General features: G+C 54.4%; 16 protein-coding genes and 2 tRNA genes. 8 read left to right on the plus strand and 10 right to left on the minus strand.

Annotation, left to right across the window (positions count from 1 at the left end; genetic code table 11):
- The 4 genes from G523_RS19870 to G523_RS19875 all read right to left on the minus strand — a co-directional run.
- On the minus strand, nt 1-457 hold a 457-nt coding region (locus G523_RS19870), incomplete at its 3' end, for a GTP-binding protein (RefSeq protein WP_022695278.1).
- Between the two features lie 262 nt (nt 458-719).
- Complete coding sequence (gene galU / locus G523_RS0116960; RefSeq protein WP_022696262.1) at nt 720-1,589, minus strand: UTP--glucose-1-phosphate uridylyltransferase GalU; 870 nt, start codon at nt 1,587-1,589, stop codon at nt 720-722.
- Between the two features lie 204 nt (nt 1,590-1,793).
- Nucleotides 1,794-1,867: transfer RNA gene (locus G523_RS0116965), tRNA-Gly, on the minus strand.
- A 101-nt stretch (nt 1,868-1,968) separates the two neighbouring features.
- On the minus strand, nt 1,969-2,577 hold the full coding sequence (locus tag G523_RS19875) for an energy transducer TonB (RefSeq protein WP_022696263.1): 609 nt from the start codon (nt 2,575-2,577) through the stop codon (nt 1,969-1,971).
- 351 nt (nt 2,578-2,928) lie between these two features.
- Here G523_RS19875 and G523_RS21375 point away from each other — a divergent pair, with 351 nt between their 5' ends.
- The gene (locus G523_RS21375; protein ID WP_022696264.1) at nt 2,929-3,279 is read left to right on the plus strand and encodes a hypothetical protein; all 351 of its coding nucleotides are present in this window, start codon (nt 2,929-2,931) and stop codon (nt 3,277-3,279) included.
- 92 nt (nt 3,280-3,371) lie between these two features.
- Nucleotides 3,372-3,983 (plus strand): hypothetical protein, encoded by a 612-nt coding sequence (locus tag G523_RS0116980; RefSeq protein WP_022696265.1) that lies wholly within the window; start codon nt 3,372-3,374, stop codon nt 3,981-3,983.
- Nucleotides 3,984-4,545: 562 nt separating this feature from the next.
- On the opposite strand, the gene G523_RS0116985 is transcribed toward G523_RS0116980, so the two are convergent.
- A tRNA-Tyr gene (locus G523_RS0116985) sits at nt 4,546-4,630 on the minus strand.
- Between the two features lie 94 nt (nt 4,631-4,724).
- Here G523_RS0116985 and rlmB point away from each other — a divergent pair.
- From rlmB to G523_RS19885, 3 genes are all read left to right on the plus strand, one after another.
- On the plus strand, nt 4,725-5,504 hold the full coding sequence (gene rlmB / locus G523_RS19880) for a 23S rRNA (guanosine(2251)-2'-O)-methyltransferase RlmB (RefSeq protein WP_022696266.1): 780 nt from the start codon (nt 4,725-4,727) through the stop codon (nt 5,502-5,504).
- A gap of 82 nt (nt 5,505-5,586) precedes the next feature.
- Entirely contained in the window at nt 5,587-6,504 is a 918-nt protein-coding gene (locus tag G523_RS0116995) for an SDR family NAD(P)-dependent oxidoreductase (protein WP_022696267.1), read from the plus strand.
- Between the two features lie 284 nt (nt 6,505-6,788).
- Nucleotides 6,789-8,195 (plus strand): DEAD/DEAH box helicase, encoded by a 1,407-nt coding sequence (locus tag G523_RS19885; RefSeq protein ID WP_022696268.1) that lies wholly within the window; start codon nt 6,789-6,791, stop codon nt 8,193-8,195.
- A gap of 44 nt (nt 8,196-8,239) precedes the next feature.
- On the opposite strand, the gene G523_RS0117005 is transcribed toward G523_RS19885, so the two are convergent.
- Both G523_RS0117005 and G523_RS0117010 read right to left on the minus strand, forming a co-directional pair.
- Nucleotides 8,240-8,836 (minus strand): HD domain-containing protein, encoded by a 597-nt coding sequence (locus G523_RS0117005; RefSeq protein WP_022696269.1) that lies wholly within the window; start codon nt 8,834-8,836, stop codon nt 8,240-8,242.
- A gap of 71 nt (nt 8,837-8,907) precedes the next feature.
- Complete coding sequence (locus tag G523_RS0117010; RefSeq protein ID WP_022696270.1) at nt 8,908-9,198, minus strand: putative quinol monooxygenase; 291 nt, start codon at nt 9,196-9,198, stop codon at nt 8,908-8,910.
- Between the two features lie 161 nt (nt 9,199-9,359).
- Between G523_RS0117010 and G523_RS0117015 the strand changes: the two genes are divergently transcribed.
- A complete protein-coding gene (locus G523_RS0117015; protein WP_022696271.1) occupies nt 9,360-9,767 on the plus strand; it encodes an MAPEG family protein in 408 nt (135 codons plus the stop codon).
- Nucleotides 9,768-9,791: 24 nt separating this feature from the next.
- Here G523_RS0117015 and G523_RS0117020 read toward each other — a convergent pair whose 3' ends face one another.
- Nucleotides 9,792-10,763, minus strand: a complete 972-nt coding sequence (locus tag G523_RS0117020; RefSeq protein WP_022696272.1) for an alpha/beta fold hydrolase — start codon at nt 10,761-10,763, stop codon at nt 9,792-9,794.
- A gap of 101 nt (nt 10,764-10,864) precedes the next feature.
- Between G523_RS0117020 and G523_RS0117025 the strand changes: the two genes are divergently transcribed.
- Nucleotides 10,865-11,191 carry a PilZ domain-containing protein gene (locus tag G523_RS0117025; protein ID WP_022696273.1) on the plus strand — a complete coding sequence of 109 codons (327 nt, stop codon included), beginning with the start codon at nt 10,865-10,867 and terminating at the stop codon, nt 11,189-11,191.
- 63 nt (nt 11,192-11,254) lie between these two features.
- Here G523_RS0117025 and G523_RS0117030 read toward each other — a convergent pair whose 3' ends face one another.
- The gene (locus tag G523_RS0117030) at nt 11,255-12,454 is read right to left on the minus strand and encodes an acyl-CoA dehydrogenase family protein (protein ID WP_022696274.1); all 1,200 of its coding nucleotides are present in this window, start codon (nt 12,452-12,454) and stop codon (nt 11,255-11,257) included.
- 14 nt (nt 12,455-12,468) lie between these two features.
- A complete protein-coding gene (locus G523_RS0117035) occupies nt 12,469-13,584 on the minus strand; it encodes an acyl-CoA dehydrogenase family protein (RefSeq protein WP_022696275.1) in 1,116 nt (371 codons plus the stop codon).
- A 190-nt stretch (nt 13,585-13,774) separates the two neighbouring features.
- Here G523_RS0117035 and G523_RS0117040 point away from each other — a divergent pair, with 190 nt between their 5' ends.
- On the plus strand, nt 13,775-14,344 hold the full coding sequence (locus tag G523_RS0117040) for a hypothetical protein (protein ID WP_022696276.1): 570 nt from the start codon (nt 13,775-13,777) through the stop codon (nt 14,342-14,344).
- The last annotated feature ends 52 nt before the right edge of the window (nt 14,345-14,396 follow it).

The raw sequence follows: 14,396 nt of genomic DNA on the forward strand, positions 1-14,396 counted from the left end.
CCATTTCTACGAGCTCGAGAAGCTCTTCGTCGTCAACCTGGTCAACTTTGTTCATGAAGACAACAAGCGCTGGTACACCAACCTGACGTGCGAGCAGAATGTGCTCACGTGTCTGTGGCATTGGACCGTCAGCTGCGTTCACAACCAGGATCGCGCCGTCCATCTGAGCCGCACCCGTGATCATGTTCTTCACATAGTCAGCGTGGCCCGGGCAGTCGACGTGTGCGTAGTGACGGTTAGCCGTCTCATACTCAACGTGCGCGGTGTTGATCGTGATACCACGCGCTTTTTCTTCCGGCGCGGAGTCAATGTCAGCGTATGAACGCTTCGCGCCACCTGTTACTTCCGCAAGTACCATAGTGATCGCCGCTGTAAGCGTCGTCTTGCCGTGGTCAACGTGACCAATCGTGCCAATGTTTACGTGAGGCTTATTGCGCTCAAACTTTGCCTTAGACATGTCCGCAGTCCTTAATTTGCAGTCTGTATCGTTGGATCAGTCGGTTCCGATGCGGACTCGCCCGGGGCCTCCCGATCTACGACTCTGTTTCCAGTCGAACCGGCCACATACACGGCACTGCCCCTATTGAGCAAGACCGAAAACACGCAGATTTGCGGTTAAATGCGGTTCACAGGCAGAATTTTTCAGTGAGATGACCGGGACGACACGAACTCTCCTCTTTTCTATGAGGAAAATCCCTGTCGCCCCGAACTTTCAGGCCTCAGGAAAGCGCCTTGCGCGCAAGCGCCTGGACGAGCGCTTTTGTTTCCGGATGATCCATAGCGTGCGCGAACACTGCCTCGAAATACCCCGGAATAGATCCGCAGTCGAAATCCTGTCCCTCATACTCAAAGGCATAGAATTGCTGCGTCTTCATGAGACGTTCCATGGCGTCCGTCAGCTGGATCTCGTTACCGGCGCCCGGCCCCTGATCTTCAAGTAGATGGAAGATTTCAGGCTGAAGAATATATCGCCCTGTAATTTTGAGATTTGACGGTGCATCCTCACGAGGCGGCTTCTCGACCATGCCGCTCATTTCGATCAGCTTACCGTCGCGGGATTTCGGCGCGATCACACCATATTTAGAAACCTCTTCTTCAGGCACCGCATCAACCGCAATAATATTGCCGCCGACGTTATCATAGGCCTCAACCATCTGAGCGAGACAGCCCTTGCCTGCCTTGATGATGACGTCTGGCAGCAGAACCGCAAACGGCTCATTGCCCACTACAGCGCGGCCACACCAGACGGCGTGGCCAAGGCCAAGCGGGAATTGCTGCCGCGTGAAGGTCGACTTGCCTGCAGGGATACGCAGCTTCTCCAGCTGCTCTTTGATCTCGATTTTGTTCTTCTTCTCGAGCGTGTCTTCCAGCTCATACGCAGAATCGAAATAGTCTTCGATAGCGCTTTTATTCCGCCCGGTGATGAAGACAATGTGCTCAATGCCAGCTTCAAATGCTTCGTCGACAACAATCTGCAGCGCCGGACGGTCTACAATTGGCAGCATTTCCTTAGGAATAGACTTGGTCATCGGCAGAACCCGCGTACCAAATCCCGCCACCGGAAGAATTGCTGTTTTAATAGAACCCATAAGACGCCCCTTCTGCAGTCGCGACAATTTACGCGCATATGGCAAACGCGTCATTGTCTAAGCAGTTCAGAAATACATTGCCAAGTGCCAACACCTTCGCAAGCCAAAGCCTGACGCTTCAGATTGCGAAACCAGCAGCTCTGCTTAAGCAGAAGCCAGAACACACTTGCGTCGGCAAAAAAAGTTCAGAATTTTCAGGAAGATTGGAGCGGGTAGACGGGATCGAACCGACATATGCAGCTTGGAAGGCTGCCGTTCTACCATTGAACTATACCCGCTGAGAGGCGCAGTTACTGCCCAAAACATATGGGAACGTCAAGTGACTCTGTGAAGCGGGCGCAAGATATTTTGCCTTAAAGCGCGCCCGCCATCGGTAAGCCTATTCAGGGCCGTGAATATCCACCGTCTCCGGCGCGCCCTCATGATTGGACCTCAACTCATAAACAAGCGGGTAGACGACATTCTCGACGCGCTTCGGGGTTCCGTCATCGCCAGTCACATCAAAACGGATCGCAGAAACCGCCGTTACAGCCGACTCAGCGAATCCCGGGTGCGTGCAATTGGCTTGAATATCTGCTTCCACAACGCCGGCTTCGGTAACGCTGAAGGTCACATTGCAGCGTGCGCTCAAACCCTCCGCCATCATGTCAGCCGGATAAACCGGGCTTGGCAGGTTAAGCGGTCGCAAGGTCGCTTCAGAGACGGCAGGCGCCGCAAACACTAGCGACGCCGCAACAATGCCCGCGCCCACACTGCTTGCGCTCACGGTCGCCTTCACCGGATTTTTGATCAGTTTCATCGTGATATCCTTCACAATCTGTTTGAGTTTCTCAGACCGTGAACGAGCAAGATAAGCGTCGACAAAAGTGCGAACCGCGTCACTGGCCGTCGTGCCATTGCGCTCACACTCCCGCATGAAGGCATCTTTGGTTGCAGGAGAAATCCTGACTTCCAGATGAGTTGTCTTCTTGTCGCGTCGTCGGCTCATGCCTGTTTTCCTCGTTATCAGGTCTTCAGATTGGATATCGGGACGTGAGACACAAGATGAAGCAAAACCGTGCTCATGCGCCAGAACTTTCGTGTCCGGCCATGGAAGACGCTGATTTTATGTAGAAATGTTTGGAGTTGCGAACAAGCCTAGGTTGTTCGTTGAGGTGGCGCAAACGCAGAAACTCTCGGATGTATTCAATCAAGTAAACAAACGTGCTCGTCACCAGCCCCATAGCCGTACATCGTCCAAAGGCATTTTTTCTGGTGCATTCGCTTCGCTTAATGCACCCTACCTCGGAACGGAGACCTGCTTTCCATTATTCCTTGGTATCATTTTTGAGAATTAGAAATGTTAGTTGTGCCTCCTATCTATTCGACCCAGCAGATTGACAAATCGAAGATTGTTTCTCTCGAGACTTTGAATAAAAGCGCATCTGCGCAGATGGTGGTCCAGTGCCCTTTGGTAGATCATCTTTTTATTCGCGAAGGAGAATGCTACGAGTACCAGACGTTTGCTCTGGGGTCGGACAACCAAGGATGGCAAAAAGCTACAGAAAAACATTACGTTAAGCTGCATGGCCATGATGTGCGCTCGTGTCAGAGAAAATGTTTGGAACATCAGATTGAGATTGCCCAAGAACAATATTCTGAGCACAGTTGGTTACAACTTCTCAAAAAGAGACTCAAAGAGCTTGAATAATCCAATGCCTCGCACTGGGTAGGGTGTACTGAGGGACGAAGCGCACCAGAAAACTTATCCCACCGCACCACTCACCACCCTAAACTTGGCGCATGATCCCCGCGCCATCATCTGCCCCTGATTATACATCGCTGACCATTGGTCAGCTGATCGGGCTGAACCTTGCGCGGCTTTATGCCTGGTGCATGCGGCTTCAGGCCTCACGTGAAACACGCGCGCCGCGTGACCTCACGCAGATGGTGATCTCAACCGACGCTATGGTACATGCTTATGTGCGCATGCTGGCTTCGAACCAGCTGGAGAGGGCCGGTTTCGCCTATGCTGCAAACGCCATGCGTACGCCCGTCTGGCAACGGGCTGATAGTCTTGTTTGCTCTCGCGCCCCTTCGGCACGCATAGAGCGCGCTCAGGGCTGTCGTGTTGGCTCTCATGAAGCAGAGGTTCACACAGAACCCGCTCAGGGCTGTGACCTCAATTCAATGGCCGAGCTGTCTGACCGGCTTCAGACGACTATCGAGAACTTTGAACGCGCCGAAATACTGGCGAGCCATCTGGCCCGTGTCATCGTCTGCGCGCTGGCGTATCTTGAGCCTGCGGAACGCACATCCCCCGTGTTCGATGAGCAGACGGAACCGGCAGTCCCTGCTTCTCCTCACATCGCGACACTGCAAGAGCCGTGGCCACCGCCTGTCGGTATCCCGTAGCGCCAACGTGCATTCGAGAACCATTAAATCTTAAACGCCATTCATTCGTGTGAATCACAAGCGACCGCGCTGGGTTCGGAGGATATGGAATTAATCCAGTGAGTTAATTCCCCGACGAACGGTGCGAGAGCGTAAGCTGACACAGCACCGAGCAATCAAAAGCAAGAACGCGGCAGGGAATTCCTTGCGGCGATAGAAGTGTATGTACTTTTTTGCTCGCCTTCGCGTTGCTCGTGGGACCAGCTTCTTCCCACGAAGGCGGGAAACTGGACCAGCCATGTCGCACCAGATCCCTGCCTGCGCGGGGATGAGCGAAAATCCGTCAACTCCGCAGATGCCCACGAAGGTGGGTATCCAGGCTTAGATTGATCAACTCAAAACGTAGCCAGATTTAAGCATGGGTTCCCGTCTTCACGGGAACCTGCGCACCGCGTGACCTAGCTTCCAATGAGAGAATGAACAGCCTTGAGCGCGCTCTATGTGAGCGAAGCGACACGAGAGCCAAAAAAAAACACGATTTGCGTGGAAAATTGATCCCCCGGATCAATTTTACCGTCGCAAATGGTGGAGGGGGCTGGATTCGAACCAGCGTACGCTATGCGGGCAGATTTACAGTCTGCTGCCTTTAACCACTCGGCCACCCCTCCGCCTGCTCAACCAATCAGTTTGACGACGGTGAATTGCCGGTCCACAGAGGAGCAAAATCGCTCTTCAAAATGGATCGGAAGCGGCCTTATAGTCATGAAGAATTCCGTAGGCAACCGCCGAAATCGCAAGAATGTCACAAAACATGAAAAACATGACCCAAACGCCCCTGTTTGGCTGTGGGGAACCCACGCTGTCATGGCTGCGCTCAACAACCCGGATAGGGTTTGCCAGCGCCTCTGCGTGACCAAGAATGCGGCTACTAAATTAAATGAAATCAAAACTCTAAAAGCAACGCCGGAAGAGATGCTGCCCAAGGACATCGACCAGATTCTACCTCGGGATTCAGTGCATCAGGGTATCGCAGCACTTTTTGCGCCCCTGCCAGATCTTTCAGTAGAAGATGCGCTCGACCACCGCCGTATCGTCGTATTCGACCAGCTGACAGACCCGCATAATATCGGGGCAATCTTCCGGTCCGCAGCCGCATTCGGTTTCACCGCAGCGATTCTTCAGACGAAGAATGTGCCACCAATTACCGGCGTTGCCGCGAAAACGGCGGCCGGCGCTATTGAAACCGTAAAAGAAATTCGCGCCGTGAATATTTCTCGCGCCATCGATTCGCTCAAAGAGGGTGGCTTCCACGTGGTCGGTCTGGATGGTGGAGGCGATTCGGATATTGCTGACGCTGTGAACGGTGCTGAAAAGCTTGCAATCGTCATCGGTGCGGAAGGGTCAGGGCTTCGACCGGGTGTGGCAAAATCCTGTGACCAGATTGCCAGCATTCCTATCGAGCGGACGATGGAGAGCCTCAACGCCTCCAACGCTGCCGCAATCGCCTTTTATGCCGCGAGCATGACGTTACGTCCGTCTTGACCCCTGCCCGAAGCAGTGGTCCCTAGCCAGTGATGCCCTGCCCCGCGCGGGCCAAAGAAAAAGCGTTCAGAGGGAAATTGAGATGTCAGAAATTCGTTTTGATGGAAAAACGGCAATCGTAACCGGCGCAGGCGGCGGTCTTGGCCGTTGTCACGCACTTGAACTTGCACGTCGCGGCGCGAATGTCGTCGTCAACGATCTGGGCCCGGCAATGGATGGCTCACAGGGCACATCAGACGGCGCAAAAGCTGTCGTTGAAGAGATCCGCGCAATGGGCGGCACGGCTATCGCCAACGGGTCTTCCGTTGCAGACGATGCGGGCGTCAAAAAAATGATCGACGACACAATGTCGGAGTTCGGTCGCATCGACATCATCATCGCAAATGCAGGCATTCTGCGCGACAAATCCTTCGCGAAGCTCACCGTTGGCGACTTCGATATCATTCTCGACGTCCACCTGATGGGTACCGTGAAACCATTCATGGCGGCGTGGGACATCATGAAAGGGCAGCAATATGGCCGCCTCGTCGTGACGACCTCCTCTACCGGCCTTTACGGCAATTTCGGTCAGGCAAACTATGGCGCGGCGAAGCTCGGCCTTGTTGGTCTGATGAATACGCTGAAGCAGGAAGGCGCGAAATATAACATCAAGGTGAACGCGGTCTGCCCTGTCGCGGCGACGGCGATGACCGAAAACCTGATGCCGCCTGCACTGCTCGAAGCACTCAAGCCGGAGTATGTGACGCCTGGCGTCATGAACCTCGTCAAGGAAGATGCGCCAACTGGCACGATCCTGTCTTGTGCGGCTGGTGGCTTCTCGATCGCACAAATCCGCGAAACCAAAGGCGCGTTCGTTGGTACGGGTGATGCGCTTACGGCGGAAGCCGTTGCCGCGAAGTGGGACGAGATCGCTGACGATTCAGTACTTCAGGCTTTCGACAACGGATCCGGCCACACAGGCCACTTTATCCGCATGATCCAGGAAGCTCAGAAGGGCTAAGCCCCTTTACTCTGCCGGGGAGGCTCGCCCTCCCCTGCAAAACTCCAAATGCAATACTCTTTGACTTTTGCTGCAGCGCAACGTATAGGCTGCGGCATCCTGCATTTTGCAGCACTGAAAGAGAGAACTGCGTGAAGCGCCGATGGCCTTGAGCCGTCTTTGGGTTTTTTCTTCAAAGGCAATTCGAGCTCCACGCCCTGGATTCACGCAGGCCGTCCAAAAATGACTAATCTTTTCGCCCGCAGTTTCTGCGCTGGCGGACGGACTCCTTTCTGAAAGTTTACATGACACAATTTATCGACTTCGGTCTCGCAGCCCCGCTCACCAAGACGCTGGACGACCTCGGCTATACAACACCTACACCTATTCAGGCTCAGGCCATTCCGATGCTTCTGGAAGGTCACGACCTTCTGGGCATTGCGCAGACCGGTACCGGCAAGACTGCGGCATTCACTCTGCCGCTGCTTCACATGCTGAACGCTTCGCAAAAAGAAGGCCAACGCCCGCCAAAAAGCACCCGCGGCCTGATCCTCGCGCCAACACGCGAACTTGCGGTTCAGATTGCGGACAGCGTACGCGAATATGGCAAACTGCTTGGCCTGCGCTCGGTTCACGTGCTTGGCGGCGTTCCGATCAACAAACAGATCCGTCAGCTGGAAAAAGGCACCGACATTCTGATTGCAACACCGGGTCGTCTTGAAGATCTGATGCAGCAAAAGGCTGTCACGCTAAATCATGTCACGCACCTCATCCTTGATGAAGCCGACCAGATGCTGGACATGGGCTTTATCCATGCACTCAAACGTATTGCGCGAGCTCTGCCTCGGGACCGCCAGACACTGCTCTTCTCTGCGACGATGCCAACAGAGATCGAAAAGCTGGCGCAGGATTTTCTCCGCAACCCGAAGAAAGTTTCCGTTGCACCCGTCTCATCGACCGCAGAACGCGTAAACCAGTCTGCCTACTTCGTGAAACAGAAGGACAAGGCTGTCCTGCTCGCACGTCTTCTGAAAGACCGCGAAGTGCAGCGCTCAATTGTCTTCACGCGCACCAAACACGGCGCAAATCGTCTGGTAGGCCAGCTGGACAAGGCTAATCTCGACGCGGTTGCCATTCACGGCAATAAAACACAGAACCAGCGCCAGAAAGCGCTCAACGCGTTCCGGGAAGGCCAGTGCCTCATCCTGGTAGCAACAGACGTCGCCGCCCGCGGCATCGACATTCCTGAAGTCAGCCACGTCTTCAATTTCGATCTACCAGAAGTGCCGGAACAGTACGTCCACCGCATTGGTCGTACAGCACGCGCAGGCCGGTCTGGCGAGGCTGTATCGCTGATCTGCGATCAGGAACGTCACCTGCACCGCGCAATCGAGCGCCTCACAAACGTCACGCTCAGCACATTACCGCTTCCGGATGGTTTCACTCAGGACCTGAAAGATGCACCGGCTGAAATGTCGACATCACCACGTGACCGTCGCAAAGCCGAGTTTAAGCAAAAAGCTGACGGCGAAGGCGGCCAGCGCCGCGATAAGAGCCGTGGCGGTCGTCCGCCTCGCGGCGGCAAATCCGGTGGTGGCAACTCATCTTCCGGTGGGCAGCCGCGCCAGAACCGTGCTCGCAATGGCAACAATCAAGGCGGCGGTCAGAACACGTCAGGCGGTGGTCGTCCGCGTCGCCAGCGCAGCTCTTAAATTCAAATCAAAAGGCCGGTCATCTGACCGGCCCTTTTTTTTTATCATTTATCTTTTTTATAGATCGACTGCTTTGGCTTCTCGAACACGCGGTGCACCATGGGTTCGAAAAATTCCAGCGTCTCACTCTCATAGTCCGGATCGAACGCCGCCTGATCGTAGAGATGGCAGAACTGCGCGGTATATTCATACCAGGGGTGCCCCTGATACTGCTCACGCATATTCTTGTTCAGACCAAGATGCTCGAAAAAGTAATAGCCTTGAAACACACCGTGGTTGGCGACCATCCAGTGGTTCTGCTCGCTGACGAACGGCTTAAGAATTGCTGCAGCTATATCCGGGTGGTTATAGCTGCCGAGCGTATCGCCGATATCGTGTAGCAGCGCACAGACAACATACTCTTCATCACGTCCGTCACGATGGGCACGCGTCGCAGTTTGAAGCGAATGCTCCAGACGATCGATCGGAAATCCACCGTAATCGCCGCGCAGAATACGAAGGTGATCGAGCACGCGGTCAGCCAGACCTTTATTGAACTCAGCGGTCTCGCGACCAATGATCATCCAGTCGTCACGCGTACTGTCCACGAAGGACTTGAACGTCGCGCGAGGTCTCATCTCGCTATCATGTCCATCAGCCATGCTTCATTCTCCCTTGGACTATTTTATCGTTTTATCGCCCGAGTTTATCACAAAACGCAGGCATTCGCCTATTAGCTCACTTCGTCCATGCGTGTGATCGTCGGGCGGCCAGCCAGGCACTCACCGAAAACAGGCTGAGCCGCGCGGAAATAGTCGGTCTTACCGTGCGCTGCGAGTGCGTCCGCATCCGTGTACTGCTCCATGAAGTAATATTCGGTCTCAGAACCTTGCTGCTTGTAAAGCGTGTACATCAGGCAGCCCGGCTCGTTCGCGCGCACCTTTTCCATCAGGTCCTTCGCCATAGCCTCGAAGTCAGCCTGCTTGCCTTCTTTAATCGGCAAATGCGCAATAATTCCAATCATCTTGTGTCTCCCCGGCGGTTATATTTTTAGATTTTAGAGTGAGCTAACACTAAAGCAGATCACAGCGCGAGCAAGCCTTCACCTTACGCAAAGTTTCGATTGCATCTCCAACGCAGTGAGATGAAGATCACCGCCGCATTTGAAAGAATTAGGGGGAAGAAATGCATACTTTGCTGATTGTCGCGGTCGCCCTATTGGCGCTTCTGGTCCTGCTGCTTGGCTTCAACGTATCTCTGCAGCGTAACAAGACGAAGACGAGCATTTCGCCGGGAACTGATCCTACCAGTCCTTTGATGAAAGCGGTTCGCGCGCACGCCAACGCATCTGAGTATGTTCCGCTGATCATCGGTCTCTTCATCACAATGGGATTTGTGTATCAGGGGCGCGACCTGGGGATTTTTGCGACCAGTCTTGTTGTTGCGCTCGTACTGGCGCGTTTCACACATGCTGCCGGCATGCTGACGTGCCAAACGCTTGAAAAGCCTAACCCGCTTCGGTTTATCGGAGCGCTTCTGACCTATATCGCCGGCATTGTCTTATGTGGTCTGCTGCTCGCCAAAGCATTCTGACGAGCAGCCAATAAGACCAGATCGTCACGCCTGCTTCTTCAACCAGTCGGTCAGAAGATCATTCACCGCTTCAGGGCGTTCCTGCTGCGTCCAGTGGCCCACGCCTTCCAGCACGACGCCCGTCTGCAGGTTTGGAACGTATTTGCGCATGCGCTCCACGACATCCAGTCCCGGCACCATTTTAAGAACCAGATCTTTATCGCCGCCGATGAACAGAGCTGGCTGATGGATTTTCAGGTCGTCTCTGGAGCTTAAATAGGCGTGGTCGCGCGGATGGTTCCGGTACCGATTGAGCGGCCCACGAAAGCCTGAGGCTTTGAATTCGGCCTCATAATAGTCGAGATCTTCTTCTGAGAGCCATGCGGGGAACGGATCAGGGTCTGGCAGACGATCCAGAACTCCCATCGTGTTTGGTTTGTCTTTAGGCCAGGTCCCTTCAGGCGCATCACCGGAGATAGCATAATAGAAACGACGGATCGTATCGCGCGGGTCACGCTCCAGCTCGGCTTCTGCAACGCCCTCTTTCTGAAAGTAAATCTGGTAGAAAAACAGTCCTCTTTTGGTGAAAACATCATCCATAACATCGAGGAACATACGCTCACCAGGCGGCGAGTAAGGCACTGAGAGAGCGCCCACCGCTTTGAACACATCCGGATGCAACAACGCAGAGTTCCACGCGATTGGCGCTCCCCAGTCATGGCCCAGCACGATCGCGTGCCCGTCATCGGAGAGTGCTTTAGCGATTTCGGCCATATCACTTGCCAGATTTTGCATCGAATACCGCTCGATCTCATGCGGTTTGTCTGAACCGCCATAACCCAGCACGTCCACTGCCGCGGCTTTAAAGCCGGCCTGCGCGATCACGGGGATTTGATGGCGCCATGAATACCAGCTCTCCGGAAACCCGTGAACCATAAGCACCACAGGGCCCTTGCCTTCTACGGCTACGCGGTAGTTTACGCCGTTTACCGGCACATTCTGAAACTGGACTGACATTTTGTAGATATCGCCTCCCCGCGAAAATTTTGATGTCTTTAGTAACTAAAACAAAATCTGATTAGGCTAATTTCAGGCAGAGGTGAAATGGGTGATCGGAAATGTTCGGACTCTTTAAGAATAAAAAACGCGAAGAAGACGATGCAGATGCGCTCCCACCACGTGAGCCAGCAGAACCACTGCGCGCAGTGCTTCCGCGGGAAGAACGGGTGAGATCCTACAAAGAGGCGCATATTACGACGGACACTGGATATAAAGTCCGCGGCATTGTCGTTGACCACAGCCCTTCAGGGCTGCGTATACGCTTTCAGTCTTACGAGACGCTGCCTGAAATCATTCAACTGCGCGTGCCAGATTTGTCCATTAAGGGCATGGGCCGCATTGTCTGGCAGGATCAGTCTGACTTCGGCGTTGAAATGATCGGCTGATCTTTCCGCCTTCCCGACAATCTGAAACGAGCGCCCGTGAGGCGCTCTTTTTCGTTTTGCCGGTCAGCCTGACTTCATCTGATCGAAAGCGATATCCTTATCAACGCGGACATCCTGCGGCAGACCGAGAACCCGTTCGGCGATGATATTCTTCAGAATCTCATCCGTACCACCCGCAATACGCAGGCCCGGCGCCCACATAAAGCTCGACTGGAAAATCGCCTTCATTGGTGCCAGTTCCTCGTCATTGATCAGGCCGTAATGGTCCTGCAGCTCAATGCCAGAATTACAAATATCCTGCAGCTGGTTTGCCGTGAGGATTTTACCAATGGAGTTCTCCGGCCCCGGCGTATCCCCTCGCGAAAGCGCTGTCTGGGTGCGGAACTTAGTCAGTTTGTAGCCTTGCGCCTGAATGTACCAGTCGGCCAGCTTCTCACGGAACGCCTGATCGGACATCAGCCCCATTTCCGTGCCAAACTTCATGATCTCATCATAGTCAGGGCCCGGAGACCCGCCCACCGCCAGACGCTCATTCATCAACGTAACCAGCGCGACTTTCCAGCCTGCACCGACTTCACCGAGGCGGTCTGAATCCGGAATACGAACGTCCGTGAAATAGACTTCGTTGAACTCGCGTCCACCGGATGCCTGGTGGATCGGGCGTACTTCAACGCCAGGGTCTTTCATGTTCACGATGAACATTGTCAGGCCCTTATGCTTTGGAACGCTCGGGTCCGTTCGGGTCAGAAGAATGCCATAGTCAGAGAACTGTGCGCCGGTCGTCCAGACCTTCTGACCATTGATTACCCAGTCATCCCCATCACGAACTGCACGCGTTTTCAGGCCTGCAACGTCCGAGCCTGCCGCCGGCTCAGAGAAGAGCTGACACCAGATTTCCTCACCGATCAGAGCTTTCGGCACATAGCGCTTTTTATGCTCGTCAGAGCCGAATGCGATCACGGTCGGAATGCACATGCCAAGACCGATCTGGAATGGCCCCGTCGGCGCCGCAAATGACGACTCTTCCTGATTCCAGATAACCTGCTGCATAGGCGTGCCACCGCGACCGCCCACGGCTTTCGGCCATGTAATCTGGGCAAAGCCGCCTTGCGCTTTGGTTTTCTGCCACGCCTTCGCGCGCTTCAGAAATTCTTCTCCGCGCTCCCGGCCACCGGCTTGCTTCTTTTCAGGCAGATTGGCTTTGAGAAAGGCGCGCGCCTCTGCTCGGAACGCTGCTTCTTCTGGCGTATCATTGAAATCCATCTTGTGTTCCTCCCTTACGCGGCAGCTTTGTTTTCAAGCGCGCTGATAAGTTTCTCTTTCCAGATTTTCGGCGAACCGACCTGCACCGCGAGCAGTTTAGCGCGTCGGTAGAACAGGTGGCAGTCGACTTCCCACGTGAAGCCCATGCCGCCATGGGTCTGGATGTTCTCTTTCGATGCGAACCAGAAGGCCTCGCTTGCCGCTACACGTGCTGCGGCAGCCGCTTCAGGCAGCTCACCAGCGTCTGTGGAGAGCGCCCACGCGCCATAATAAGCATTAGAGCGAGCTACCTGATTTTTTACCCAGCCATCAGCCAGCTTGTGTTTGATGGCCTGATAGCCACCGATAGGACGACCGAATGCGTAACGGGACTTGGCGTAATCTGTTGCCATCTCCACGGCGCGGTCTGCACCGCCCGTTTGCTCGAAAGCGATGAGAACAGCAGCGCGGTCCATCAACTTATCGATCAACGGACCGGCCCGCCCCGCTTCGCCAATACGCTCACCAGCCACGTCAGTGAATTCCAGCTCAGCGTGCGAACGTGTCGGGTCCAGTGTCTTAACCACAGTGCGCTTTACGCCAGCCTGATTAAGATCGACCAGAACCAGAGACACGCCGCCATTCTCAGCAGCCGTAACCAATGCATGGGTCGCGATATCGCCGTCCAGCACCGGAATTTTCGTGCCGTTCAGCTTACTGCCGTCAAACGTTGTTTTCAGGGCTGAGAGGTCTGGTGCGCCCGGACCTTCTGATGACGCGTAGGCGCCGATCACCTTACCGGCGGCAATCTCTGGCAGGAGCGCCTGCTTCTGAGCCTCTGAACCGCCAAGCTTCAGAGCCTCCGCGAGCATGTAAACGGTCGACGAGAACGGCACCGGAGCGAGAGCACGACCAATTTCCTCCGCCAGCACGCAAAGTTCCAACATGCCGAGCCCAAGCCCCCCATATTCTTCCGGGATAGCGGTGCCCAGCCAACCCATTTCAGCGATGCCGTTCCACAGGCTTTCATGGCAGGCCATGCCATCATCATTCAACACTTTGCGGACTTCCGCTGTGGTGCATTGTTCGCTCAGATATTTTCGCGCCTGGTCACCCAGAAATTTCTGATCTTCCGAAAAGTCGAAATTCATGGCGTCTCCTCTCTACCTTTTACGGCGAAGCATGCGTTGGCGTCGCCCGTTTTACGGAGAGGTTATCAGCCCTTTCAATCGAGAAAAGTCCTGTCGTTACGGCAAGTCTGACGGATTTTGATAGTTTGTATTCACCGTAATCTAACGACCTTCTGGCCATAGTGTCGCAAAGTTGGAGGATGATGACGCAATGGCTAAGGCCCTGTTCCATAAAAACCAGAAAGTCTACGTGAAACCTGTAGGCACCTGGGCAATTGTTGAACGTGTACTCCCTCAGTGGGTTAAGGGCATGGATGAGCCATTGCGCGTTCATTACGATGTCGGTCTGGGTCGTGAGTTCTCTGCAAACGATCTGGTCGCTGAAGACAAGCTGGAAAAGCGCCAGTCTCAGGCTGATGCGATGCTTATGGAAAACTGGCGTGTTTGCCGCGCGAAAAGCCGCTGGGGCGCTGATGACGACAACTCACATCATCCGTTCCCCGGTACGTTTCCTGTTGTCGTCACAGACGAAAACGACTGGGGTGGCTGGCGCGTACCTGGCGCGGAATATGACCGCGACCCAGAGAAAATCGAGTATCAGGCCCGCCTGATCTCTAACAGCCCGCAAATGCTGAAGCTTCTGAAATCTCTCGTGGATCAGGTGTCTGATGCTCCGGAGAATGCAAGTGCTGAAGTTCGCGAACTGGCACGCACCGGCATCTACATTCTGCGCGACGTTTATGACGTTCCAGACAAGCTACCTGCTGAAGCGGCAGAATAGGCTCGTTTACCGATTTCAATGAAACAGCGTATCCTCGCTCAAAAGAACGGGG

It is taken from the genome of Ponticaulis koreensis DSM 19734 (genome assembly GCF_000420665.1).
In the GTDB taxonomy this organism is placed as follows: Bacteria; Pseudomonadota; Alphaproteobacteria; order Caulobacterales; family Hyphomonadaceae; genus Ponticaulis; species Ponticaulis koreensis.

Coding starts and splice junctions, on each gene's coding strand:
- galU (WP_022696262.1), bottom strand. CDS start 1,589: ATGGGTTCTATTAAAACAGCAATTCTTCCGGTGGCGGGATTTGGTACG.
- G523_RS19875 (WP_022696263.1), bottom strand. CDS start 2,577: ATGAGCCGACGACGCGACAAGAAGACAACTCATCTGGAAGTCAGGATT.
- G523_RS21375 (WP_022696264.1), top strand. CDS start 2,929: ATGTTAGTTGTGCCTCCTATCTATTCGACCCAGCAGATTGACAAATCG.
- G523_RS0116980 (WP_022696265.1), top strand. CDS start 3,372: ATGATCCCCGCGCCATCATCTGCCCCTGATTATACATCGCTGACCATT.
- rlmB (WP_022696266.1), top strand. CDS start 4,725: ATGAAGAATTCCGTAGGCAACCGCCGAAATCGCAAGAATGTCACAAAA.
- G523_RS0116995 (WP_022696267.1), top strand. CDS start 5,587: ATGTCAGAAATTCGTTTTGATGGAAAAACGGCAATCGTAACCGGCGCA.
- G523_RS19885 (WP_022696268.1), top strand. CDS start 6,789: ATGACACAATTTATCGACTTCGGTCTCGCAGCCCCGCTCACCAAGACG.
- G523_RS0117005 (WP_022696269.1), bottom strand. CDS start 8,836: ATGGCTGATGGACATGATAGCGAGATGAGACCTCGCGCGACGTTCAAG.
- G523_RS0117010 (WP_022696270.1), bottom strand. CDS start 9,198: ATGATTGGAATTATTGCGCATTTGCCGATTAAAGAAGGCAAGCAGGCT.
- G523_RS0117015 (WP_022696271.1), top strand. CDS start 9,360: ATGCATACTTTGCTGATTGTCGCGGTCGCCCTATTGGCGCTTCTGGTC.
- G523_RS0117020 (WP_022696272.1), bottom strand. CDS start 10,763: ATGTCAGTCCAGTTTCAGAATGTGCCGGTAAACGGCGTAAACTACCGC.
- G523_RS0117025 (WP_022696273.1), top strand. CDS start 10,865: ATGTTCGGACTCTTTAAGAATAAAAAACGCGAAGAAGACGATGCAGAT.
- G523_RS0117030 (WP_022696274.1), bottom strand. CDS start 12,454: ATGGATTTCAATGATACGCCAGAAGAAGCAGCGTTCCGAGCAGAGGCG.
- G523_RS0117035 (WP_022696275.1), bottom strand. CDS start 13,584: ATGAATTTCGACTTTTCGGAAGATCAGAAATTTCTGGGTGACCAGGCG.
- G523_RS0117040 (WP_022696276.1), top strand. CDS start 13,775: ATGGCTAAGGCCCTGTTCCATAAAAACCAGAAAGTCTACGTGAAACCT.